The organism is Flavonifractor sp. DFI.6.63, from assembly GCF_024462255.1.
Lineage (GTDB): Bacteria > Bacillota > Clostridia > Oscillospirales > Oscillospiraceae > Lawsonibacter_A > Lawsonibacter_A hominis.
In genome coordinates, this window is the sequence record NZ_JANGBE010000008.1 from 40,590 (window position 1) to 65,297 (window position 24,708).

26 protein-coding genes and 2 pseudogenes are annotated in these 24,708 nt (G+C 48.9%); 23 read left to right on the top strand and 5 right to left on the bottom strand.

All coding sequences use genetic code 11. The features are described from left to right. Positions 1 to 52: 52 nt before the first annotated feature. The 8 genes and pseudogenes from NE547_RS06195 to mobQ all read left to right on the top strand — a co-directional run. Positions 53 to 1,465: pseudogene (locus NE547_RS06195) on the top strand (DNA topoisomerase); the annotation flags it as partial. A gap of 55 nt (positions 1,466 to 1,520) precedes the next feature. Continuing rightward, on the top strand, positions 1,521 to 3,395 hold the full coding sequence (locus NE547_RS06200; protein WP_256175017.1) for a recombinase family protein: 1,875 nt from the start codon (positions 1,521 to 1,523) through the stop codon (positions 3,393 to 3,395). Continuing rightward, complete coding sequence (locus NE547_RS06205; protein ID WP_055185910.1) at positions 3,392 to 3,718, top strand: TnpV protein; 327 nt, start codon at positions 3,392 to 3,394, stop codon at positions 3,716 to 3,718. The genes NE547_RS06200 and NE547_RS06205 overlap by 4 nt, the downstream gene beginning before the upstream one ends. A 170-nt stretch (positions 3,719 to 3,888) precedes the next feature. Then, the gene (locus tag NE547_RS06210; RefSeq protein ID WP_256175018.1) at positions 3,889 to 4,191 is read left to right on the top strand and encodes a hypothetical protein; all 303 of its coding nucleotides are present in this window, start codon (positions 3,889 to 3,891) and stop codon (positions 4,189 to 4,191) included. 84 nt (positions 4,192 to 4,275) lie between these two features. Beyond that, positions 4,276 to 4,836, top strand: coding sequence for an RNA polymerase sigma factor (locus NE547_RS06215; RefSeq protein WP_173795274.1), 561 nt, complete (start codon positions 4,276 to 4,278; stop codon positions 4,834 to 4,836). Then, positions 4,833 to 5,834: a hypothetical protein gene (locus NE547_RS06220; RefSeq protein WP_256175019.1), complete on the top strand. Its 1,002-nt coding sequence runs from the start codon at positions 4,833 to 4,835 to the stop codon at positions 5,832 to 5,834. The genes NE547_RS06215 and NE547_RS06220 overlap by 4 nt, the downstream gene beginning before the upstream one ends. A gap of 81 nt (positions 5,835 to 5,915) precedes the next feature. Then, positions 5,916 to 6,212, top strand: coding sequence for a DUF3847 domain-containing protein (locus NE547_RS06225; RefSeq protein WP_256175020.1), 297 nt, complete (start codon positions 5,916 to 5,918; stop codon positions 6,210 to 6,212). 133 nt (positions 6,213 to 6,345) lie between these two features. Next, entirely contained in the window at positions 6,346 to 7,953 is a 1,608-nt protein-coding gene (gene mobQ, locus NE547_RS06230; protein ID WP_370866823.1) for a MobQ family relaxase, read from the top strand. Between the two features lie 66 nt (positions 7,954 to 8,019). On the opposite strand, the gene NE547_RS06235 is transcribed toward mobQ, so the two are convergent. Next, the gene (locus NE547_RS06235; RefSeq protein WP_117492758.1) at positions 8,020 to 8,358 is read right to left on the bottom strand and encodes a hypothetical protein; all 339 of its coding nucleotides are present in this window, start codon (positions 8,356 to 8,358) and stop codon (positions 8,020 to 8,022) included. 89 nt (positions 8,359 to 8,447) lie between these two features. Here NE547_RS06235 and NE547_RS06240 point away from each other — a divergent pair, with 89 nt between their 5' ends. The 8 genes and pseudogenes from NE547_RS06240 to NE547_RS06280 all read left to right on the top strand — a co-directional run bounded on the left by NE547_RS06240 (position 8,448) and on the right by NE547_RS06280 (position 17,659). After that, positions 8,448 to 10,325 carry an AAA family ATPase gene (locus NE547_RS06240; protein ID WP_256175021.1) on the top strand — a complete coding sequence of 626 codons (1,878 nt, stop codon included), beginning with the start codon at positions 8,448 to 8,450 and terminating at the stop codon, positions 10,323 to 10,325. Positions 10,326 to 10,447: 122 nt separating this feature from the next. Beyond that, positions 10,448 to 10,648 (top strand): transposon-encoded TnpW family protein, encoded by a 201-nt coding sequence (locus NE547_RS06245; RefSeq protein ID WP_022473970.1) that lies wholly within the window; start codon positions 10,448 to 10,450, stop codon positions 10,646 to 10,648. A 19-nt stretch (positions 10,649 to 10,667) separates the two neighbouring features. After that, a pseudogene (locus NE547_RS06250) lies at positions 10,668 to 11,357 on the top strand (DNA topoisomerase); the annotation flags it as partial. Continuing rightward, complete coding sequence (locus tag NE547_RS06255; RefSeq protein ID WP_256175022.1) at positions 11,344 to 11,823, top strand: hypothetical protein; 480 nt, start codon at positions 11,344 to 11,346, stop codon at positions 11,821 to 11,823. The pseudogene NE547_RS06250 and the gene NE547_RS06255, both read left to right, overlap by 14 nt. 12 nt (positions 11,824 to 11,835) lie before the next feature. After that, positions 11,836 to 13,662, top strand: coding sequence for an antirestriction protein ArdA (locus NE547_RS06260; protein WP_256175023.1), 1,827 nt, complete (start codon positions 11,836 to 11,838; stop codon positions 13,660 to 13,662). Between the two features lie 477 nt (positions 13,663 to 14,139). Continuing rightward, positions 14,140 to 15,174, top strand: coding sequence for an ATP-binding protein (locus NE547_RS06270; RefSeq protein WP_256175024.1), 1,035 nt, complete (start codon positions 14,140 to 14,142; stop codon positions 15,172 to 15,174). Next, positions 15,175 to 17,403 (top strand): S8 family peptidase, encoded by a 2,229-nt coding sequence (locus NE547_RS06275; RefSeq protein WP_256175025.1) that lies wholly within the window; start codon positions 15,175 to 15,177, stop codon positions 17,401 to 17,403. Positions 17,404 to 17,416: 13 nt separating this feature from the next. After that, entirely contained in the window at positions 17,417 to 17,659 is a 243-nt protein-coding gene (locus NE547_RS06280; protein WP_256175026.1) for a hypothetical protein, read from the top strand. An 86-nt stretch (positions 17,660 to 17,745) separates the two neighbouring features. On the opposite strand, the gene NE547_RS06285 is transcribed toward NE547_RS06280, so the two are convergent. From NE547_RS06285 to NE547_RS06300, 4 genes are all read right to left on the bottom strand, one after another. Then, on the bottom strand, positions 17,746 to 18,078 hold the full coding sequence (locus tag NE547_RS06285) for a DUF6050 family protein (protein WP_256175027.1): 333 nt from the start codon (positions 18,076 to 18,078) through the stop codon (positions 17,746 to 17,748). 83 nt (positions 18,079 to 18,161) lie between these two features. Beyond that, a complete protein-coding gene (locus NE547_RS06290; protein ID WP_256175028.1) occupies positions 18,162 to 19,508 on the bottom strand; it encodes a relaxase/mobilization nuclease domain-containing protein in 1,347 nt (448 codons plus the stop codon). Further along, on the bottom strand, positions 19,469 to 19,798 hold the full coding sequence (locus NE547_RS06295) for a MobC family plasmid mobilization relaxosome protein (RefSeq protein WP_021632164.1): 330 nt from the start codon (positions 19,796 to 19,798) through the stop codon (positions 19,469 to 19,471). Before NE547_RS06295 ends, NE547_RS06290 begins: the two co-directional genes overlap by 40 nt. 193 nt (positions 19,799 to 19,991) lie before the next feature. Next, positions 19,992 to 20,360, bottom strand: coding sequence for a helix-turn-helix transcriptional regulator (locus tag NE547_RS06300; protein ID WP_256175029.1), 369 nt, complete (start codon positions 20,358 to 20,360; stop codon positions 19,992 to 19,994). A 157-nt stretch (positions 20,361 to 20,517) separates the two neighbouring features. On the opposite strand from NE547_RS06300, the gene NE547_RS06305 reads away from it, so the two are divergent. The 7 genes from NE547_RS06305 (at position 20,518) to NE547_RS06330 (ending at position 24,458) form a co-directional block, all read left to right on the top strand. Beyond that, positions 20,518 to 20,691, top strand: coding sequence for a helix-turn-helix domain-containing protein (locus NE547_RS06305; protein WP_256175030.1), 174 nt, complete (start codon positions 20,518 to 20,520; stop codon positions 20,689 to 20,691). 53 nt (positions 20,692 to 20,744) lie between these two features. Next, positions 20,745 to 20,990, top strand: a complete 246-nt coding sequence (locus NE547_RS18550; RefSeq protein ID WP_370866824.1) for a response regulator — start codon at positions 20,745 to 20,747, stop codon at positions 20,988 to 20,990. Beyond that, a complete protein-coding gene (locus NE547_RS06310; protein WP_370866825.1) occupies positions 20,938 to 21,435 on the top strand; it encodes a response regulator transcription factor in 498 nt (165 codons plus the stop codon). Before NE547_RS18550 ends, NE547_RS06310 begins: the two co-directional genes overlap by 53 nt. Beyond that, entirely contained in the window at positions 21,413 to 22,531 is a 1,119-nt protein-coding gene (locus NE547_RS06315) for a cell wall metabolism sensor histidine kinase WalK (protein WP_256175031.1), read from the top strand. Before NE547_RS06310 ends, NE547_RS06315 begins: the two co-directional genes overlap by 23 nt. Positions 22,532 to 22,689: 158 nt before the next feature. After that, entirely contained in the window at positions 22,690 to 23,295 is a 606-nt protein-coding gene (locus NE547_RS06320) for a hypothetical protein (protein ID WP_256175032.1), read from the top strand. A 487-nt stretch (positions 23,296 to 23,782) separates the two neighbouring features. Continuing rightward, positions 23,783 to 24,217, top strand: a complete 435-nt coding sequence (locus NE547_RS06325) for a sigma-70 family RNA polymerase sigma factor (RefSeq protein WP_005541445.1) — start codon at positions 23,783 to 23,785, stop codon at positions 24,215 to 24,217. Positions 24,218 to 24,221: 4 nt separating this feature from the next. Then, positions 24,222 to 24,458, top strand: a complete 237-nt coding sequence (locus NE547_RS06330) for a helix-turn-helix domain-containing protein (protein WP_007705888.1) — start codon at positions 24,222 to 24,224, stop codon at positions 24,456 to 24,458. The last annotated feature ends 250 nt before the right edge of the window (positions 24,459 to 24,708 follow it).

Genomic DNA, 24,708 nt, shown 5'->3' on the forward strand with positions numbered 1-24,708 from the left:
TTATACAAATTATACAATAGCTAAGGGAAAATTTCAACAAAGGAGTAGCAAGATGTACTTGATTATCGCAGAAAAACCGAGCGTAGCAAAATCTATCGCGTCGGCCCTGGGTGCTTCATCCAGGGCCGATGGCTTTTATGAGGGCAGCGGCCTTCTCGTATCCTGGTGCGTGGGGCACCTGGTATCCCCAATGGATGCGGGCGGCTATGACGAGCGTTTCAAGAAATGGCGCTATGATGATCTGCCCATTCTGCCGGAGCCGTTCCGCTATGTGCTGGCACCGGGTAAGGAGGATGCTTTTGAAAATCTCCGTGCCCTGATGAACCGCCCCGATGTGGATACCATCGTCAATGCCTGTGACGCCGGGCGTGAAGGGGAGCTAATCTTCCGTTTGATGTATGAAATGGCTGGATGCCGCAAGCCAATTCTTCGTCTTTGGATTTCCTCGATGGAGGACAGCGCCATCCGGGAGGGCTTTTCTGATCTGCGCCCCGGCGCCGATTATGAAGCCTTGTATCAATCTGCCCTCTGCCGCCAGAAAGCGGATTGGCTGGTGGGGATCAACGCCACGCGCCTTTTCTCCGTTCTCTATCACCGCACCTTGAATGTGGGCCGTGTTCAGACCCCCACACTGGCAATGCTGGCGGAGCGTGACGCGAAGATCACGCTGTTCCGCAAAGAAAAATATCATCTGCTGCGCCTGACGCTGGATAGAGCTGAAGCAGTGTCGGAGAAATTCACCGATCCGGCGAAGGCGGAACAGGCAGCGGTCATGTGCAAGGGTGCGGCCGTCACCTGTACCTCTGTCACGAAGGAACAGAAGAAAGAACAGCCGCCGAAGCTCTATGATCTCACCACCTTGCAGAGGGAGGCAAACCGCCTGTTCGGATACACGGCAAAGCAGACCTTAGATTACGCACAGAGCCTCTACGAAAAGAAGCTGCTGACCTATCCCCGCACGGACAGCCGGTATCTGACCTCAGATATGGCGGAAACAGCCTCCTGCGTCATCCATCTGGCGGCGAACGTGCCGCCCTTTGACGGGATCAGCAATTTCTTCCCGCTGGTAGAAACCATGATCTCCGACAAGGAGGTATCCGACCACCACGCCATTATTCCCACGATGGAGATGGAAAAAGCGGATATCAAGGCTTTGCCTGTGGGCGAGCGCAATTTGTTCCTCCTTGTCTGCTGCAAACTGCTGTGTGCATCGGCGGAGCCGTATGTGTATGAGACGGTCACGGTAACTTTCGACTGCGGCGGCTATTCCTTCACCGCAAAGGGCAAGCGCGTCATCTCCGAAGGCTGGCGGGAGATCGACCGCATTTTCCGTGCCTTCTTGAAGGAAAAGCCTGCGGATGGGGACGGCGATACGCTCCCGGACTTCACCGAAGGGCAGACTTTTGACGGTGCGGAGGTTTCCGTCACCGAGCATTTCACCCAGCCGCCGAAGCCCTATACCGAAGCTATATGCTGTGAAAGGGGGATAAGAAATCGCCCATAGAAAGGAGAGTTTTTCAATGAAAGCAAAGAAAACGGACAACGGCAAGATAACCGCACTATACGAGCGTCTTTCCCGCGACGACGACCTCACAGGCGACAGTAACAGTATAATCAATCAAAAGAAGCTGCTTGAAGATTATGCAAAGGAGCATGGATTTACGAATTGTGTCCACTTTACTGATGACGGCTGGTCTGGCGCAAACTTTGACCGCCCTAATTGGAAACGCATGATTGCAGCCATAGAAGCCGGAGAGGTTTCCCATGTGCTGGTAAAGGATTTGAGCCGCGTTGGTAGAGATTATCTGCAAGTGGGTTTTTATACCGAAGTTATGTTTAGAGAGCATGGCGTTCGCTTCGTTGCCATTGCAAACGGCGTTGACAGCGACAAGCGCGAAAGCAGCGAGTTTGCACCCTTTTTGAACATTATGAATGAGTGGTATGTTCGGGACTCAAGCCGCAAAATCAAAAGCGTTCTCCGGGCAAAGGGAATGTCTGGCATACACACTAATTCCATTGGTATTTATGGGTACAAGAAAGACCCTAACGACAAAAACCATTGGATTGTTGATGATGAAGCCGCCGAGGTTGTTCGCCGGATTTACCGCATGGCGATAGAGGGAAAAGGCCCGTATGAAATCGCTCGTATTCTTGCTTCGGAAAAAGTTGAAAGACCGTCCTACTACCTTGCACAGCGCGGTTTAGGCAAACATAAAACCAGTTACAACCCCGACGAGCCATACACATGGCGCGGCGGCACAGTTGCAGATATTCTATCCAAGCCGGAATATATCGGGCATACGGTAAACTTTCGGACTTATAAGGAGAGCTACAAGGACAAACACTCCAAAATGACACCAAAAGAGGATTTAGTCATTTTTGAGAATACGCAGGAAGCAATTATTGACAAGGAAACATGGGAGCGCGTTCAGACCTTGCGAAAGACAATCCGTAGGACAGATACCATAGGCACAGCAAATCCCTTAACAGGCTTGATGTTCTGTGCTGATTGCGGGGCGAAGATGTATAACCACAGGGGCAAGGCTGGCAATGCGCGGGATTGGGCTGGGCGACCAACTGGAAAGAAACGTCCAGACCGCGACGAATACAACTGTTCCCGTTATGATTTAGGCAATCAACACTTTGATGATTATTGCACCACACACCTTATCCGTACTGCCGTTGTTAATGAATTACTGCTTGAAGCGATAAAGGAAGTTTGCGACTATGCACAGAACAACGAAGCCGAGTTTATGGCGCAAGTCTGTTCCTCTTCCGAGGACAGACAGGCAAAAGCGGCTAAAGCTATCCGACAGAGGAAACAGCGCAGCGAAAAGCGCACCGACGAATTGAGCCGCTTAATTCGCAAGCTCTATGAGGACAATGTAAATGGGCGGCTTTCAGACAAGCTCTTTGAACAAATGTTGCATGATTTTGAAGCCGAGTTAGAGGGCTTGACCGATAGTATCACACAAGACCAGCAGGAGCTTGACCGCATAAGCAGGGAAACCGTCAATGCCGAGAAGTTTCTTGCCCTTGTCAAAAAATATACGGATTTTTCAGAACTCACCCCCGCAATGATAAATGAGTTTGTTGAAAAAATCCTTGTTCATCAAGCCGAGGGCAAAGGCGCAAGCCGTACACAGGAAGTCGAGATTTTCTTTAACTTTATCGGCAAGGTAGAAATCCCGCGCAAAGAAATTGAACTAACAGAGGAAGAAAAGGCAGCATTAGCGGAACAGGAACGACGCAGGGCGAAGAAAGCCGAGTATAACCGCCGCTATATGGAGAAGAAGCGCAGACAATGGAAAGAGCAACAGGAACGGGAGAAAGAACAGCAGGAAGCTCTTGAATTACCCGCTGCTTCCACCGAGAAAGGAGAACGCATAGCATGAGAATACTCATTGACAATGGCAACACCCCCGCCGCCCCGCGCCCGTATATCGGGCATTACGGGCGGTTGCGGAAAGCCTACCTTGAACAGTACCGCCCCGACCTCTACACCGCCCTTGTCGCAAATGAGAAGCTGCATGAGCATTGCGCCGAGATTGACGAAGCCGCCCGGAGCCGGATTGACCTTATCATGCCGCAGCTTGCAAGGAGCGCGGGAGCTACCGAAGCACTCAAAGCTACCGACCCCATGAAATGGGTGGGACTGATGAACGCTTGCAGGGCGCAAGCGGAGGAAATCGCCAAGTTTGAGCTAATCTATGTTTGACGGTCAAGAACCGGAAAAAACAGAAATCTTGCGATAACAGCCGCCCCGACGATACACTCCTCGTCCGGGCGGTTTCTATTTGAAAATCCTCATTTTCCCAAAGTCAAGAGCCGGGAAAAACACCCGAAAAATGCCCCTATTGCGTAATAGGGGCGCAGAAAGGAGAGTTTATGAGAACAGGGCTTACGAAGCAGGAAAAGACCACCGATATATGGTTTGACGAGAAAGACCCGCTAATCCATATCCGCACCCACAACACCGACTTAAAGAAGCGGCTTGCCGCCTACGCCGGACAGCACCCTGACCAGTGCCGCCAGACCGACGCAGACCCGGACACGGGCTGCATGGAGTTTGAGATTGCAAAGGGCCGCTTCTCTTTCCGTCTGACCGCCCCATACAGAGAGGAACGCCGGAGAGCCGCCAGTGAAGCGGCGAAAGCTGCCGCAAGCAATCTCACGCGAAGTATGATATAATTTTTTTGAAAAACTTTTCTCTTTCATTTAGTATTTGCCGCGAAAACCGTAGTATATAGGTGAAGCCGGAAAGGAGGTGGCGCAATGATTGATGATGAAAAAATTATTGAGTTATTTTTTGAGCGTTCCGAGCAAGCCATACGGGAGCTGGACATTAAATACGGAAAAATCTGCCACAACCTCTCGTATAACATCGTGAACAGCCGACAGGACGCAGAGGAATGCGTCAATGACGCTTACTTAGGCGCATGGAACGCCATTCCCCCGGTACGCCCGAACCCGTTGCTTAGTTACATTGTGAAAATCGTGCGAAACATTTCCCTCAAAATCTATTGGAGAAAGGAAGCAGCCAAACGAAGCGGACACTATACGATTGCCTTAGAGGAAATCGAGGGCTGTATCGCAGACCAAAAAACCGTGGAAGATGAAATTGAAGCCAGAGAGTTAGCCCGTATCATCGAAGCATTTTTGGATACGCTGACCGTAAAAGAGCGCGTTATCTTCATGCGCCGCTATGCGTATGCAGATACCTACGCGGATATAGCAAAGCGCGTAGGTATCTCTGAAAAAAATGTATCCGTCCGGCTTGCTCTAATCCGCCAGAAGATGAAGCAATATTTGATTGAAAGAGAGGTATTCGTATGAACGCAAAATTGTTTTCTGAAGCCCTGAGCGAAGTCAACGACAAGTATTATGAGGAAGCCGCAAACTACCATTGTAAAAAGCATGGGTGGGTAAAGTTTACATCTTTAGCAGCTTGTGCCGCTATTGTGTTAGCAGTATCATTTGCGACTTTGTGGAAGCTTCCAAGTCAAACTACGCCGCAGCCAGAATATGAACCGCCAATCATTACAAACCCGGATAATCAGTCGGACAATCCTGAGCAAGGTATTAGTCTTAACCTCAATGAAATTAAGGAACTCAATGCCACGAGTGGAAGTATCGCTCTTATGGCAGATGATTATACCGCAATGTCTTATGAAGAACTGCTCAGATATTTTGATGTATCACTCCCAATTACAGAAACGCTTCCCTACCTTACACTCCAGAGCAATGATTTTGGTATTTACCAAACAGATAATCGTGGAATTTATTATGATGGGAATTTTATTGAGTTCCGAAATTCTGGTGGAACGCAGGACATAAACATCGTCCTTTCTAAAGTGTTTAAGCACACTTCAGATGTTTTCGATTTAAGTGCGGACGAGTTACAATTTACAGAAATCAATGGCAGGGAGCTTGCAGTTTTCCACTACACAAATGAAAATGGAACAGATTGCTATTATGCTGAATTTCTGCAAAATGATGTTGCCTTCGTGGTCAGTTCGGAAAATATTTCAATGGAGGATTATGCGAAATGCCTGCAAGTCTTAGTTGAAAAAGCACAGCAAAACAGCGGCTCTGTCAACACCATCACAGGTGAAATTGTTGTAATCGACCCATACGCAAATCACATAGGAGTTCGTTTGGATAAGGAACAGGCCCCGGAATATAGCAGCGTATATGGAATTGACCTGCCAGACGGACAATCTGCCGGGGATTATTCGCTTGGCGACCGTGTAGAGGTAATGTATACGGGAGAGCCAGCAACCATTTTAACGATATGGGCAGAGCAACTTGTAGATATTAAATTATTGAAGTAAGCACAAAAAATATTACAGAGGGACAGTCGAGAAATCGGCTGTCCTTTTTCTATGCCGACGGGCAGAAAGGAGTGACCAGCCATGACAAAACCGAGAGAGAAAACCCGTGAAGAACTGCAAGCCGAGATTGAGGACGGAAAGAAGAAAATCCAGCAGTTTGAGAACCGGGAAAAAATGTTGCGTCAGAAGCTATCCAAAGAGAAACGCAGAACACGCAGCCACCACCTTATCGTCCGGGGCGCAGTCTTTGAGAGCATTGTGCCGGAAGCAAAGACCATGACCGACGAGGAAGCCACAGCACTTCTCCGGCTTGCCTTGACGAGTGAACCAGCGCGGGAGTTTTTGAGAAAACGAGCCGAAGCCGGGAACGCAGAATAAATCCCTTTGGAACAAAGGGCGCACTTATACACCCTTGCGGGCGTGTGCGCTCTGCCGAGGGCTTTATCTCCGCACAGGGAGATTTCCCCGCGCTCCGATATGGCGGCTTTGCCGCAACAAGGGGCTGCACCCCTTGCGCCGCTTCGCGGCTATCCCTGCACACCCACAAAAACAGTACACCCGCCGTTGGCGTCTGTACCATTTTTGCGGGTTTTATTATCCTATCCGGGAGGTGATACCCATAGCCATTTACCATTGGAACATCGGTATTGTGAGCCGAGGAAAAGGCAAATCAGCCGTTGCCGCAGCCGCCTACCGAAGCGGCGAAAAGCTGACAAACGAATGGGACGGAATGACCCATGACTACACTCGCAAAGGCGGCGTTGTCCATACAGAAATCATGTTGCCGCCCCACGCACCGCCCTCGTTCGCTGACCGTTCAACCTTGTGGAACAGCGTGGAGCTTTACGAGAAAGCCGGGAACGCCCAGCTTGCCAGAGAGATTGACGCGGCGCTCCCCACAGAATTATCCAGAGAGGAACAGATCCGGCTTGTCCGGGAATACTGTTCCTCTCAATTTGTTTCCAGAGGAATGTGTGTGGATTTTGTTATCCATGACACCGACAGCGGCAACCCCCATTGTCATATCATGCTGACTATGCGCCCCCTTGACGAGCGCGGCGCATGGGCGGCGAAATCCAAAAAGGAATATGACCTTGATGAAAACGGCGAGCGTATCCACTTGCCAAGCGGCAGATACAAGACCCACAAGGTTGACCTCACAGGCTGGAACGACAAAGACAACACCCTCTTGTGGCGCAAGGCATGGGCTGACTTTACCAACGACTTTTTGGAGAGGAACGGAAGCCCGGAGCGTATCGACCACCGCAGCAACGCCGAGCGCGGCATTGACGAGATACCCACCGTCCACATGGGCGTGGCGGCTTGCCAGATGGAGAAGAAAGGTATCGCCACCGAGAAAGGCGAACTGAACCGCAGTATCCAAAAGACAAACCGCCTTATCCGGGAAATCCGGGCGCAGATTGGGAAGCTCAAAGAGTGGATTGCCGACCTGTTCAAAGCGCGGGAAACCGCCCCGGAACAGCCGCCGCAATCTCCCAACCTTGCAAATCTGTTGATGAAGTATTTGAGCGTTCAGAGAGAAAAGAGCCGGAAGTATTCGCAGCGTTGGCAACAACAGCACACAGCCGACGAACTGAAAACCATAGCGGCAGCGGTCAACTATCTTTCCGAGCATGGTATCTCTAATCTTGATGAACTGGACGCTTCTCTTTCCTCTGTCAGTGATAAAGCCTATTCAATCCGGGAGGGAATGAAAACCGCAGAGCAGCGCATGAAAGAACTGCAAAAACTCATGGAGTACGGCAGAAATTATCAAACCTACAAGCCCATACAGGACGAGTATCGGCAAATCCGCTGGAAAGGAAAACAGGAGAAGTTTGCGGAAGCCCGCCGCGCCGAGCTTACCCTATGGGACGCGGCAAACCGCTATCTCCATGCCCATTTGCCGGAGGGCGTGAAAACCCTGCCGATCTCCGCGTGGGAGAAAGAATATACCGCCCTCAAAGTACAGCGGGAAGCGGAATATGACACACTGAAAGAGACCCGCGCCGAGGTTGCCGAGCTTCAAAAAATCCGCAGGTGCGTGGATATTGCACTCCGCGCCGACCAGCCGGAACAGACGCAGAGCCGTACCAAGTGGCACGAACAGGAGCGATAAAGAAAAGGACGGGCAAGCCATTTTGCTTGTCCGCCCTAAATGCTTTCTGATAAACGGGAATTTGTATTATTGGTTATTATATTTGGCGGCTTGTTCTTTCCAGTATGCCATAATATTTTCAACCATTGTAATACATTCATTTTTAGCAGTAGTTTCATTATATTCTTGCATATTGCTGAAAATATGTCCGCATAGTTCTAAATCATCATCTTCAAAGCCACCACAGACACCAACAAGCCATTTACCAAGCAACGACGCTTTGAATTTGAAAATGTAATAATGCATTTCATTAAAATCAAATTCACCTGCACATTCAATTTTGAAAGGCTTTTTTCCTAATTCATGAGGGTCAGATAACCACTCAATCATTGCTGTTTGTGCTGCGTATAGCTGTTCCTTATTCATTTCCATCTACCTCCAAAAATCCCGATTTGTCGATTTCATTATACTCAAAACCTATGAACAATTCAACCACAGAAAGCGAGGTATCAACCATGTATTACACCCAAGAACAGATAGACCGCGCCAACCAAGCCGACCTTGTTTCTTTTCTGCAATCACAGGGCGAGCAGCTTACCCGTGCCGGAAATGAATACCGCTGGAAGCGGCACGACAGCTTGACTATCCGGGGAAACAAATGGTACAGGCACAGCCAAAGCAAAGGCGGCGGCCCCGTTGATTTTGTCATGGAGTTTTTCGGCAAGAGCTTCACCGAAGCCGTTGAACTGCTGACAGGCGAAAAAGGAGCCGCCCCGCTGCCGGACAGACCAAGCCCCGCGCCCCTATCCGACTTCCGACTGCCACCCCGCAGCACCGACAACCGCATAGCGAGGAACTACCTCACAGCAGCCCGCCGCATTGATGAAGATGTGACGGGCTTTTTCTTTTCCACCGGGGATATTTACGAGGAAGCCGCCCACCACAACGCCGTATTTGTCGGGCGCGACGAAAGCGGCATACCGAGGTACGCCCACCAACGAGGAACAACGGGAAACTTCCGGCTTGATGTGAAAGGCAGCGACAAAGCCTTTAACTTCTGCTACCGGGGCGAGGGCGAAAGATTGTTTGTTTTTGAAGCCCCCATTGACCTGTTATCTTTCCTCTGCCTGTTCAAAAAGGAATGGCAGAAACAAAGCCACCTTGCACTGGGTGGCGTGGGAGAAAAAGCCCTGCTGCGTTTCCTCTCTGACCGTCCGAACATCAAGACCGTTTTTCTCTGCCTTGATAGCGACGAAGCCGGAAACGACGCTTGCAGCCGCCTTGCAGAGCTTGTGCCGGAGGGGTTGACCGTCCACCGGCTTATCCCTCTTTTCAAGGACTGGAACGAGGTATTGCAGCACCGGGCAGAAATCACAGACGGGAAGTATTTGCGGGAAGCAATCTACGGCTTGAAAGAGCCGCCGCAGGAAGAAACCGTTGAGATTATCCGCATGAGCGAAGTTGACACACAGACCGTTGAATGGCTATGGGAGCCGTATATCCCCTTTGGGAAAGTAACCATTGTGCAAGGTAATCCCGGCGAGGGCAAGACCACTTTTGCCCTACGCCTTGCCGCCGCCTGCACCACCGGGGGAACGCTGCCGGGAATGAAGCCCTTGCCGCCATTCCAAGTAATTTACCAGACCGCCGAGGACGGTTTAGGCGATACCGTCAAGCCCCGCTTGATGGAAGCAGAAGCCGACCTTGACCGCGTACTTGTGATTGATGAAGCCAAGCGGGAACTTACCCTCTCCGATGAGCGCATAGAGAAAGCAATTACGCAGAACGGAGCGCGGCTGATTATCCTTGACCCCATACAGGCGTACATGGGCGAAAAGACCGACATGAACCGGGCAAACGAAGTGCGCCCCATGTTCCGCCGCCTTGCCGATGTTGCCGAGCGTACCGGGTGCGCCGTTATCCTTATCGGACATCTCAACAAAGCTGCCGGAGGGCAGAGCGCATACCGGGGATTAGGTTCTATCGACTTCCGCGCCGCAGCAAGGAGCGTCCTGCTGATCGGGCGCGTGAAGCGAGAACCGAATGTGCGCGTTATCGTCCATGACAAATCTTCCCTTGCGCCGGAGGGCAAGCCCGTTGCCTTTTGCCTTGACCCGAAAACGGGCTTTTCGTGGATAGGCGAATATGATATAACCGCCGACGAGCTGCTGTCCGGCGCGGGCGGCAACACCGCCACCAAGACCGAGCAAGCCGAAAGGCTGATACTTGACCTGCTTGCAGACGGGAAAGAGCTTGCCAGCGAGGACATAGAGAAAGCCGCCACAGAAGCGGGCATATCCGCCCGTACCGTCCGGGCGGCAAAGAGAAACCTTGACGGGCGCATTACCTCAAAGCGCATTGGCGCGGCATGGTATCACGCTCTTAAAAAGTGAAACGGCAAAATCCAAGTGGCAAAACCCAGATACCTTGCCACTTTGCCACTTCGCCACTTCAACCTCAAAACCACCGCCCCATGTATGACCGCATGGGGCTTTTCTCATGGAAAGGAGAGCCTATGAACAACGACACCAGCAACCGCAGCACCCCCGCAACCGCTTCCCCTCTGACCGTAAAGGAAGCCGCGCCACCTGTAATGATAAAGAAAATCGGAAAGACCACCTACCGCGTCAAAATCCATTTCAGTGAAACGAGCAAAGAAACCATGAGCGACAAAATCAAGCGTCTGATTTTGAATGACAGCGAAAAAAGTTCTTAAACACCCTTGACAAAACGTATCAGAAGATACCCTCCTGTCCGCTATGGAGAATGCGGGCAAGGACGATATCCCCGACGAGGCGGAGCGAAAAGGACTTGGCACACCTGCGACCAGGGCGGCCATCATCGAAAAGCTGGTAGCGGCCGGATTTGTGGAGCGAAAGGGCAAGAGCCTGATCCCCACGAAAGCAGGTATCAACCTTGTCACGGTCCTGCCGGAGCCGCTGACCTCTCCCATGCTGACAACGGAATGGGAACAGAAATTGACGGAGATCGCAAAAGGCGGCGCTGACCCGGATACCTTCATGGATGGTATCCGCACGATGGTTCAAGAGATCGTGTCCACCTATTCCTGCATTTCCGAGGATGGCAAAAAGCTGTTTGCCCCGGAGAAGGAAGTGATCGGTACCTGCCCCCGCTGCGGCCAGCCGGTTTATGAGGGCAAGAAGAACTTTGCGTGTTCGGATCGGTCCTGCGGTTTCGTCCTCTGGAAAAATGACCGCTTCTGGACGAGCCGCAAGAAGGAGCTGACAAAGAAGATGGCAACGGACCTTCTGAAAAAGGGTCGCACCAATGTCAAGGGAATGTGGTCTGAAAAGAAACAGGCCACTTATGACGCTGCGGTGATCCTGGATGACACGGGCGGCAAGTACATCAATTTCAAGCTGGAATTTCCAAAAAGAAAGGAAGGTGTCAATGGCAGAAAATAAGACTTTGGAACATTTACCCGAAGTGAGGGCGGCGGTGGCTGCCCTCTCCCCGGAGGACCGGGAGGTGCTGGCGGCGGTGCAGACCTCGCCCTTCAAGCTGACAGCGCCGGAGCAGTTCAAGGAGTTTGCGGCCAACATCGACTATTTCGTATTTGAGCCCAATATCCACGATCTGAATGATCTGGGGTGGCGGTATCTGGCACAGCACATGGATATGCTGCTGCCCCCGGAACTTCTGAAAGCAATCGACCCTGTTCCGTTTGGCAAGTACGCCATGCAGGAGGAACAGGGCCATTTTACGGAACACGGATATATTTCTCTCTCCGGCGACGAGTGGGAGCATGAACGCCCTGCGGAGCCGGAGAAAAAGCCCTCCATCCGGGAACGACTGGAACAGGGCAAGAAGGAATGTGCGGAGAAAAACAAGGCGCAGCCCCATAAGGAAAAATCTGCGCCGGAACTATAAGGAGGTGCTGATATGCCATATTACGATCACGACAAGGATTATCCCTTTGCCGCCTTTATCACCAATCTTGGGAAGTACAATGAGGGCGAGCTTGTGGGCGAGTGGGTGAAGTTTCCCACCACCGCCGAGGAATTGAAGGAAGTGTTTAAGCGGATCGGGATCGGCCAGAAAGATGACTTCGGTCAGCCCTATGAAGAATGGTTCATCACGGACTATGATTGCTATGTGGATGGTCTTTACAGCAAGCTGGGCGAATACGAAAATCTGGACGAGCTGAATTATCTGGCGTCGAAGCTGGATGAAATGAGCGAAAGCGAATACGCACAGTTTCAGGCCGGTATGGAAATGGGCGACCATTGCGGCAGCCTGCAGGAGATCATCAACCTCACCGAGAATCTGGATTGCTATGAGGTTTACCCCGATATCCATGACTATGACGATCTGGGCCGCTATTACATCGAAGAACTGGACGTTATGCAGGTGCCAGAGCATTTGCAGAATTACATCGACTATGAGGCCTACGGCCGGGACGTTGCGTTGGAGGAAAACGGCACCTTCACGGATCAGGGCTATGTGCGTGATACGGGTGACAGTTTCCATGAGTATTACGACGGTGAGCGCGGCAGTATCCCCGACGAGTACCGGGTGATGACCTTTCAGGACGATCTTCCCGAAGAAGAAAAATCCGAGTGGGCTATGGATATTGCCTTTGACATGGACGAGTTTTTCCGTCAGAACGATCCACAGTATGCGGCGGAGCACCCGGAGGCGCACGCCGCAAAGGAAGAAATTTACGAAAGCCTGATGGCCGGACGCATTTCCGCTTTGGATGAAAAGCTGGCGGCGCTGGGACAGACGCAGGAAGACTATCTTCCTTCGGAGATTGAAAAATTCAAGGATGCCACGGGCTATGAGGAATTTCTTGATTTTGATCCGGCGGAGGTCAAGGCCGCTTTGGATGACCCGGAGAAGTCCCATGCGGATGAAATGCTGTCCGCCGCGGAGAGGGTTGCCTCGGAAAAGATGACTGTGCTTGTAGTGGAACCTATGAAGGAACCCTATGTGAAGGAGATCGGCCCCGACCTTCATTCCCTGCAGGCAGAGGTTGGCGGTGAAATTGGGGCAACCTATCCCTATTCTGACCCGGTGGCGCTGGTTTGCAATGATGAAGGAAAGCTCATAGGGCTTGATCTGAACCGTGGGCTGCGGGATGAAAATGGAGAAATTTATGATATCGTAGCAGGGACTTTCCTGGTGGTTGGACTTGGTGAGGAAGATTTTGCGTCCCTGTCCCCGGAACTGATCCAGAAATACACGGAACAGTTCAAAACGCCGGAACGATTTATGCAGATCAATGGCAATATCGTTGTTCTCCCTGTCCCGGCAGAGAAGCAAGACCTCGCTTATCTGCCAGACCGTTTTGAAACTGGCGAACGTGTGCAGACACCGAGGGGCAGCTTTCAGGTGACGGCTATGAGCCGGGAGCAGATGGAGGCAGCCGGTTATGGCATCCACCATATTTCCGATGATGGAAAGTACCTTATCATGGGAAACGGCACACGGGCCTTTGCCGTGGCAGCGGAGCAGCCGGAAAAGGACAATCCTCTCCGCACCGCTGAAATGACGCTGGAGGATGACTACGGCATGATCGACGGCGTTATCAACAACGGCAGACGCGGCGAAGAATTGGAAAAAGCCCAGGAGTACGCAGAACGGACAACGCCGGAGAAGCCTTCCATCCGTGAGCGGTTGGAGGATGCCAAACGGGAATGTGCTGAGCATAAGCCCCCGGAGGGCAAGAAGTCCGGCCGTGATGTGCCGGAGCAGGACTGCCTATGAGCCGAAGCAAGAAGTGGCGGCTGGAATGGGCGTTCTTCCTGGGTGAGAACGGCAGGCGGCAGTATAACCATATCTGCAAAAAATGTGTTCACGGCTGCAAGCAGAGTTTCCGGGCGTGTCTGGTCGCTTGTCCGCATTACAGTTCCAAACGATCTAAAATCTGTGAGGATAAGGGTAGAAAAACCGCAGAATAATTCCCTGTATCCGTACTTTCAAAGAGAGCCTTTATGATTTCTCATGTGTCGGTCTGCTTGCTGGCACATAGAGAAAATGGCTCGATTCCAAACACTTTCTGATACACAAAACGGGAGTACAGCTTTTCGGTTCATCCGATTGGCTGTACTCCCGCTTTTTTGAATATGATGTTTTCTCCGCACATTTCTCTATTTATATATTTCGAAATAATTGTCCCAATATATTGACTTTTGTCCCGTTCCGATTTATAATATAACTACAATCAGTCCTGGAGGGATTCCCATGAAAAAGAAGAACATTATAAATCTGATACGATACCATTCCGAAGGAAATGAAGCAGGCTTTCGGAGTGAAGCATATGAGGTTGCAAAAGAATTTGACCAGTTGGGCGATTACCAATTGGCGGAGTATATTATGGCACTCCTCTCGAACGCCAATACCTTTGTCCCCCAAGCAAGTGACTTATCATCTGGCTTTTTTGAAAAGGTGACTGTTGGAAATGACCCTCTTCCTCTTCCTGAATTGATCGAACAAGATGTAATGGGAATGGTCAACGCTATTAGTCGAAATCTCGGAATTAACAAATTTTTATTCCAAGGGGCTCCTGGGACAGGAAAAACTGAAACGGCCAAACAAGTTGCACGGATACTGAATCGTGAATTATATGCCGTAGATTTCTCCGCCGTGATTGATAGCAAGCTTGGGCAAACGCAGAAAAACATTGTTTCGTTATTTCGTGAGATAACAGAATTTACCCACCCAGAAAAAGTGATTGTGCTATTTGACGAAATTGATTCTATCGCATTGGATAGGACGAATTCAAACGATCTACGTGAAATGGGGCGGGCTACATCCACACTACTCAAAGAATTTGATAGATTGGATGACCGTGTTGTTTTACTTGCGACGACAAACCTATTCGACCATTTTGATAAGGCTTTGATTAGAAGATTCGACTCTATTATTGACTTTAATAGATATTCACAGGAGGATTTGGCAGAAATTGCAGAAGTCCTGCTTAATGATTTTCTAAACAAGTTTAAGTGCGCAGGAAAAAATATTAGGCTATTCCGCAAAATCGTCAGTCTGATGTCACCCATCCCTTACCCTGGTGAATTAAAGAATATCATCAGAGCATCTGTTGCATTTAGCAATCCTTCGGATGAATTTGATTATCTTAAACGTTTTTACAAAGCTGTATATACTGAACCAACGGATATTCACGTCATGCAATCGCAAGGGTTTACTGTGCGAGAAATAGAAATTCTAACCGGAATATCAAAAAGCCAGGTATCTCGAGAGTTGAAGGAGGACTAAATGAATAGCATACTTCAATTAAAGGGCCAGTTTGAGCACCATAGTGGAAATCCCGGTGGCGGCAAACGAAATATTCCTGTTGGAAAGTTTGTTGAGTCTGCTCATATCTTGGATTTAATTAACGATTTACATTCTTTACAGACATATTGGAACAAACACACTTTAATTAAGGGTGCGCTTATTAGTGTGTACTACACAAGCGTGGTTGCAAAGAGCAACCGAATTCAAGGACTTTTGTGCCGCGGTGCTTCTGATCCTAATGACTCCATTCGTGGCGCCAAATTTGCCGGAGAAACACCTCATATCCAGCATGTATTCACTTACTATGTCGGATTGGATGTCATTACAGAAAGCATCACACGGCTAGTTACGGTCAAAGAAATTGTAGAGCACGATTATGATGGTAAAATTTCTCACAAAGATATCGAGGCTCTAAATACCGGCCATAAGCAATACAAGCACTCGGCTCGTTTGGCAAAGACAAACTTTGTAAATGTAGTTGTAGATGCTTTTTACGTCCAAAAGTTTTCGGTCGATTTTGCAGAAGCAGGCGAGGATGAAGAGGCGATCGTCACTCTTTATCGTACAGATGTAAAAACAGAGGATGTATTTCGTGCAATCGGTATTGATTATCTAAATGCAAAGCAAATTGATGAAAACACCATGCTTTTGCGCCCTGATGAAATTGCACGCCTCAAAGAAAGCGCTCCTTATCTAATTGCCATGAAGGTTCGTGATCTGAGAGAAGTGCCTCCTGAGGAAAGTGTCGCAAGTGATCCTCGTATTGTCCAAATACCTATGCCGAAGCAAGAACCCGTCATCGGAGTAATTGATACACCATTTTATGAAGATGTCTATTTCAAAGATTGGGTTTCATACGAAAGTATGCTTGGAGACAGTATAGAACTGGATGCACGCGACTATACGCATGGTACAGAAGTTACGTCTATTATTGTGGATGGTCCAACGATCAACCCCATGTTGGATGATGGGTGTGGGCGGTTCAGAGTAAAGCATTTTGGCGTTGCTAAAAAGGGTAGGTTTAGCTCTTACACAATCCTCAGATCAATTCGTAGAGCAGTTTCTCAAAATCGAGATATCAAAGTATGGAATCTTTCGCTGGGCTCGATATTACCCATAAAGCCGAACTTTATTTCTCCAGAAGCTGCAGAACTTGATAAGATTCAAAGCGAGTTTGATGTTGTGTTTGTGATTGCGGGGACCAATGGCAATCCAGACCAGGAACCAATTCCAATAGGAGCACCTGCTGATTCCCTAAACTCGTTAGTTGTAAATTCTGTGACGCTTGAAGGGACTCCGGCTTCGTATCACCGCGTCGGTCCAGTACTTTCGTTTTTTCACAAGCCAGATGTTAGCTACTATGGTGGAGATACTGGTCAGCCTATGCATGTATGTACGCCGACTGGCGAGGGCCTTGTAAAAGGAACGTCTTTTTCCGCTCCGTGGATAGCTCGCAAGATGGCTTATTTGATTTGTACATTGGGGTTTTCACGCGAAGTTGCAAAGGCGTTAATAATTGATGCTGCGGCCGGCTGGAATCGAAGAGATGGAGCCTCATGTTCTGTCGGGTATGGGGTCGTTCCTCAACGAATTGAAAACATTGTCAAAACAGCAGATGACGAAATCCGCTTTGTTATGACGGGGACGACTGATGCATATGAAACTTACACATATAGAATCCCCGTGCCGATTTATAAAGATAAACAACCGTTCTATGCTCGGGCGACACTCTGTTACTTCCCCAAATGTATGAGGGATCAGGGGGTTGATTACACAAGCACAGAAATGGATATCCATTTTGGCCGAGTTGTGGAAAAGGATGGGAAGGCATCTATCTCAAGTATCAACTCCAATTCTCAGGGAGATGAAGGGGGAAAACATCTTTATGAACCTGAGGCACGCCAACTATACCGAAAGTGGGATAATGTAAAACTAATAAGCGAAGAATTGAAGGATCGCGCCGTCCCACGAAAGGTATATGGCGCAGGAATGTGGGGACTGAGTATTAAGACGAAAGAACGCCTAAAGGAGAAAAATGGTCGAGGCCTTTCATTTGGAGTAGTTGTTACCTTAAAAGAAATGTATGGAGAAAATCGCATTGACGATTTTATTAAACTCTGCATGATGCGGGGATGGATAGTCAATCGCATTGATGTTGAAAATCAGATTGATATTTACAACAAGGCAGAAGAAGAAATTGAACTCTAAAAGGAGGAAAAACATGAATCGAAAGACAAGTAGCAGTGCTATGGCATCAAGGGCTTCTAAGGCATTGAATAGCAGCAGTTCTTCAAAAATCCAAAAATCACTCGCTGCCAGCGTTCTCTCACAGCGAGTTGCATCGAAGCAAACCGGGGCAGCTATGGAGGATATCGCATCTCGCGTGTTGCAAAGCAATAAATACTCAGACGAAACAAAAAGCTTTGCCGCCAGCGTCCTTTCGCAGTCGAATGTAGAAAGATAAAACATTTTCGTAAAATATATCTGCACATATTAGCAGGGCTGTAATCTCAAGTAAGAAATGGGATTGCAGTCCTGCTTTTTGCATTATTATAATCTTATTAGTTTCCACACCGTCAGCTGCACATACCACGCCGCCACGATCAGCCGCCAGACCAGAACAAAGCCTCCGATAATCCCAGCCAGAATGAAGCTCAGCGCGAACAGCGCGCTCCCGCCGCCCAGGGAGCCGCCGCCTGGTATGATCCAGAGGCGCAGCCGCCAGATGCCGAACGGCAGCCCGCAGAGTATCCATAACCATAGGTAGTCCAGCTCACCGGTTTTCACGCAAGCGGACCGGAAGATGCAGTACAGCAGCGCGGCGGCCGCCACGGGCAGGATCGTCTTGCAAAAGAAATCCTTTATTGCTTCGCCTCTCGTCATAGGCTCGCCTCCTTTAATATGTCTATATCGTTATTATATTTGATGTTCTGACAAAAGCCCAGGATAAAACGCAGAAAACGGATTTATTCCAGCTCCACATTCTTTTTCCGCTCCTGCTCCGGCTGCGGCGGGGAAAGAAAATCCTCCACATTCTGACGCATGGCAGCATAGTCCTGTTCTTTCCGCTGGGCTTTCTGCAATTCAGCTTTTAGAATGGCTTTTCTTGCGTTGAGCTCGTCTATTTCGGCCTGCATCCGCTCTGTGGCAGGCAGCGGAACCGCACCCAGCCGCTTACACTCCCTGGCGGCGGCTTCAAAAAGGATGATCTCGCTCTCATGCCCTCGCAGAAACTTTTCCTTATCCCTGGACGCCTTATAGCGGTCATAGATTGGCTTGAGCTGGCGGTAGGCGGCGACGTGCTTCATCTTCAAGGCCAGCTCGTCGATTTTCGCCCCGGTATCCCGAAGGTCCGCTTTCAGCCGGGCAGCGGAGGCGGATGCCACCTCGCACCGATCCAACAATTCTTCATAACTGCCGATACCATGCTCTGTCAGGAAGTTGGAGGTATCTGCAATCCGTTTCAGATTTTCGATGGTCGCCCAGCGGCGATAGCCTGCGCTCTGCTGTGCCTTAATGTTGTTCTGGATATCAATGAGCAGACTGATCTTTCCGTTGTGCTGTTTCGGCTGGCGGGAAGGTCTGGAACGTCCGGCGATTCGGGCGGCAAGGGCTTCTTCGGTGTAGTCCACACCCAGCGTTTTCAAACGGGTGAATCGTTCCTGATCCGGCGCTCTGGCTGAGATATACTTGCCGCGCTTGATCTCATAGCCCTCCCTCTGTAGGCGGCGGAGCAGTTCTTCTAGGTCGGAACAACCCGGCAGGAGCCGGTCAATAGCAGCTTTCAGCTTCGCCTTATAACTGGTGCCGTTTTGCGTGGTCTGATGTTCAATATAGCTTTTGCCCTTGTCCTGTCCGGGGATGATGACGGACAGACCGTGTTCTTTGCAAAGCCTGTCCGAAGTGCGGCGGATATAGTGATAACTCCGCTTGTTGGAATGATAGTGCTTGTGATCCGCAAAGCTGACCGCATTGAAAATCAGGTGGTTATGAACATGATCTTTGTCTATATGAGTAGTAAGTACAAATTCATACTTGCCGCCCAGGATTTCTTTTGCAAGCTCCATGCCGATCTCATGGGCCTGTTCCGGCGTAACCTCCCCAGGCTGAAAGGCTTGGATCAGGTGACGGCCCAGGTTCGTTCCCTTGTCGATGGCATGGCGGCGGGTCCAGGAAAATTCGATATCCGCAGTTTCGGCGGCACAGCCATAGGAAGAAACAAGCAGCTTTCCGTCCGTCTTTTCCGGGTTACAGATATAGTCAATGGCGGCTTTCAGCGTTGACTTGATAGGATGTGTCTTTGTAACTGCCATATCTCATCCAGCCTTTCCCGTATCTCGTCCATGTCGGCCTGATACGCAGGACCTCCGGCGTTGATCCGCTTGGCAATCTGGTTGATATTCCGACCAATGGCGGAAAGCTCTTTGGTAAATGCCTTGATATCTGCGGTGTCCGTATAGATGATATATCCGTCAATCGCCATCTTGCGGAGGTAAGCGCCATATCTGCGTGTGGGTAACTGGCTCATTTTTTCGTCTATGAGCCGTTTTTCGTCCTCCGTGACATAGAATTTTATTTGAATATTTCGCTTTCGGTTTGCCATGCGCCGCCTCCGTTCCTCATAAGGGTTTGGGACTATCCCAACAAGCAATTTTGAATTTTCGGGTAAGGGACCTGAAAATCTCAAAATTCGCAAGCGGGTACTCGCTTGCTGTGCTTGCTATCGTTTCTTTTCCCTACTTATAAAGCGTTTCGGAAACCTCAAAATGCCCGCAAAATAAAAAAACAGAGGATGTTCAGACCCCCTCCGTTTCTTCATTCGGCTTTTCAATTTTTAAGGCCCCGTCAATGGCACCCTCCACGATAGGCAAATACTGTTCCGGGCAGAACTTTAACTTCTGTCCGACCCGCTGGCGCAGCTCGCTTTCCTCTCGCATGACCTCTGGATTGAAATATCTCTCCATTGGCAGACCGCAGATTTTTACAAGCTGTATGATGACCGGCAGGCTGGGGATCGTGCCCTCGTTTTCAATGTTGGCAAGATACCTGGTATCAATATTCACCTTTTCAGCTAAATCTTTTCGTGCAAGGTTCTTCGCCTTCCGTGCTTCTTTTACATCCGCACCGAAGGTTTCAAAGCCAGGGCAGTCTTTCACTTTTGCCATTCAACATCACCCACATACATTCTATATTTCATAGTCTGCACATGGAATGATGTGATATCCATTCTTCCTACACTTTATATTTCATATCTCGGTATTGCTATCATTCGGCTAACCGTATATAATAATGACAAAGGATTTTTTACGGGAGGATAGCAAAATGCTTGAATATATCTCTGCACCAGAAGCGGCAAAAAAGTGGGGCATTTCCGAACGACGGGTTCAAAAGCTGTGTGAAGAAAATCGCATACCTGGCGCTTTTAAGTTCAGCCATATGTGGCTGATACCAACGGGCGCTGAAAAACCAAAAGATATGAGGATAAAAAACAGATAACTCCATACTGGTACAACATGAGTGCTTTATACTTTTTTAAGGAGGTGCTTTCTATGGCTCAGATAATGATCGTTGAAGATAACCAAGGAACAAACAAAGCTATTTGCGAATACTTGAAAACAGCGGGACATACTCTTTTTCCTGCTCTTGATGGCGAAGAGGCTCTGAATATTTTTCGTGATAACATCATTGATTTAGCAGTGTTAGATATTATGCTACCCAAAATGTCCGGTGTAACGATTTTACATGAGATCAGAAAGATTAGCAACATCCCTGTTGTTATGCTTACGGGCCGTTGACGATGAATATACACAGTCCAACAGTTTTGATGAACTAGCAGATGACTACATAACTAAACCGTTTTCTATGCTTATTTTAGGAAAACGAATTACGGCCTTGCTCCGCAGGAGCGAGAATAAATCTACTGTAAGCACAATTCGGCTTGGGAATGTTACCGTAGACTTTGCGGGATATACCGCACATGATGAAAATGGGAAAATTGACATTACCCCGAAAGAACTCGAAATCCTGAAAGTCTTGATTGAAAATAAAGGCTTGGTGTTGTCCCGCAATCAAATACTGGACGATGTTTGGGGCTATGACTGTGATGTAATAGATAGGACAATAGACGCCTACATACGCAACATTCGGAAAAAACTCCGCTTGGATTGCATTACTACGGTTAAGGGCATTGGCTACAAATTCGAGATGGAGAATCACTATGAAAACAAAGCTATTTTATAAAATATTTGCATTTACATTCGGAATGATGCTTCTAATCACCGTTTTGGCTCATGTACTGATTTTTATGATTGCTCCATCGGAAAATGTCCTTATCACAAGCACAACGGTCACAAACGAAGATGTGCTTGCGTTTTCCGAAGTGGATATGCCGCAACTCATAACGCAGACAATCCTAAAGTCATTTCCGCTTTCATTTGCCTGTTGCATGGTAATTTCGCTGGTTTTTTCGTTTTTGTTCTCCAAAGGAATAACGGGCCCGATATTGTCTATCTCAACGTCTGTCCATCAAATGTCAAAGTTGGATCGTACCGCCGAGATCACCGTGATCTCCACAGACGAAATCGGCGGATTAGCTAATGACATCAACAGCTTGTATCAATCGTTGCTTGTGACAATCCGGAATTTGGAGGAAGAAAAAGATAAAGTTCAACTCGTTGAAAAAGAAAAGATTGATTTTCTGCGTACTGCGTCCCATGAATTAAAAACACCTGTTACAGAGTTAAATGCGACATTGGAAAACATGATTCTTAAAATTGGAGAGTACAGCGATTATGAATCATATTTGCCGAGATGCAAAGAAATTACTGAGCAGCTTGCAGAAATGATAAAAGATATTCTCAATGCGTCACGCCTACAAATGCAGATGGAGGATGTTCCTGTAACAACTTTTTCATTAGCAGAATGTGTTAGCGAATTGTGTGAGCCATACCGCCTGATTGCTGAAACGAACGGGCTGCGGTTTCAGATAGAGATTATTGAAGATATGTCAGTGCGTTTGCCAGAAAATCAACTAAAAAAGGCACTGTCGAATATCCTGTCAAACGCCGTGAATTATACAGAAGCTGAAAGGCACATAAAAGTTAAGTTGGAAAAATCAGTTTTGTCAATTCAAAACGAGTGCGTTCCGCTGTCACCGGACGAACTGCAACACATATTTGAACCGTTCTACAGGCCGAATAGAGCACGCGATCCGGCAAACGGCGGCAACGGCTTGGGGCTGTATATCGTAAAAACCATTTTAGATAAGCAGGGGCTTCAATACTGTTTCACTTCTATGAAATCAAAAACCGGCATGGAATTTGTAATCTATTTCTAAACAAGGCTCTGCCCTTTCATCGAAGGGCAGAGTTTTTTGCGTTCAACACTGGTACAACATTGCCTTTATATCCTTTCAACATCAACAGGGTATTCTACTGTACGAAAGGAGGAAAAGTGATTGATTTTTAGAAGCATAAAGTTCAAGGAGGTAATACGATGAAACTGAAAATCTTGACTGGCGCACTTGCGCTCCTGCTTACAGGAAGTGTCCTGACGGGCTTTTCTACACAAGCAGCACCATCAAAAGCAGAATCCGATGACCATCTAGCACAGGAAATTTCCGAGGCTGTATTCCGAATGGATGGTGCTACCGCTCAGGTGAGCTATGATGGCGGAAGTACATGGGATACATCTCCCACCGTAGAACTGCCGGATTTCTACAGCTATGAAGAATTTGCTGGATGGATTGAAACTGAAAGCGACAACCTACAGGCGCTTGTAGCCGCAGGGGAACTTACTCAGGAGGAAGCTGCCGCTGCTATTGCTCAGTATCAATCCGCATTGTCTGGGATCGAGGACGAAGTACAGGTTGGCAAGCGAAGTTCTTATGAAGAGGACCAAATTTTCTTTAGTATGCCTAATAATCCGCAGTCCGAGGTTTTTCAGACAGTCTTGTATGACGGTAACAGTTATCGGAACTTTGGCCCGTATAATACAAAAGCTGAACTGTATGCGGCTTTGGAGCAATACACAAACGATCAGACTAAATCTGGAAATATGACAGAAGTAGAGGCAAATTCGATACTAGACAAGTACAGATAAGAACAACTGCCGCACGACGGCAAAAGAAAAAAAGCCGTCGTAGAGCAGACAATTTGACACGCCCATTTGAAACGGCGGCTTTGATTTTCAGAGCCGCCGTTTCTTTGCGTTTACACAAACCAATGACGACTTGCAGGGACACGGTAGCCGATTGGAGGTTATTTTGCCGTGTCCTTTTCTCTTTTTCGCAGTATCCATGATCTGCACCAGCTAAAAAAAGCGTAGCCCCTCCATCGGAGCAGTCCGGCTTTGGATATGAACTATACCATGTAAGCAATCTTCTTTATAAAACATTTCTGCGTCTAGCAGGTCCGTTGCGACTTGCTGGGCGCTTTTTGCTGTTTTCCGAGGACAAGCCCGCCTCGAAAAAAATTTTTGAGAAATTTTCAAAAAGGAGGCTTTTAGCGGGTAGCGAGCGGCTTTGCGTTCGCCTTGTTAGCGGAAAGGGAGAAACCCACCTCATTCCCCCAGGAAAGGGGGTGAAAAGATGGATATGATCCCCCGCAATGACTATGGCGAGCGGTGCCAGTTCGATGCTTACTGCAAGCTGGTACTGTACCATGAGGCAATCGACTACCTTCGGGAAATGCAGAGGCGCCGTGACAGGGAACTGTCATTCAGCGACCTTCCGCAAATGGAGATGGACAAGCTCTGCGTTGTAGATCATTACCCCAGTGACAGATTTACATTCTCGTCCCACGGGTATGATCTGCATATCGAAAACGAGCTTGTGGCTGACGCCTTCGCCGGTTTGTCTGTTCAGGAGCAGAGTATTTTGATCCTGCATTTTGTTCTGGACCTGCCGGATCAGGAGGTTGGCCGCCTTGTTGGAATGTCTCGCAGTGCCGTTCAACGGCGAAGGGCAAAATCATTGACCGAGCTGCGGATCAAGTTGGCCGCACTCATGCCGAAGGGAGGTTGAAGGTATGAAGAAACCCACTTACAAGGGCAAGGAGCTTCTTCCTCTTTCGGTAATCGATGCCGCCCGTGACGGGGACTCTCAGGCTGTGGATCAGGTACTCCGGTATTATGAGGGCTATATCAATAAGCTCTGCACCCGGACGCTTTACGATCCTGACGGCCAGCCCCATGTTCGGGTGGACGAGTACATGAAGCGCCGATTGGAGATCAAGCTCATTCATTCCATTGTCAGCATGAGCTGACAAGCCCGGTCTGAAAGCGGAAACAGCTTACCCTTTCCCTGTTTCTCTCTTTCGTGACCGGAGGCAGCACCTTAACAAAGAAAGCCCGTTGGGAGGCCAACGCCGCAGTATAAGGCAAACGGATACATTCCTGTTTGTGCCGAGCCATACGGCCGGTGCGCCATGACCTCGTTTCAAGTCCGCAGGACGGGACCACTGTAACGGGCGAGCGAACAGCACCAGATCGTAAAACAAGCGTGGCGGCTTGCGG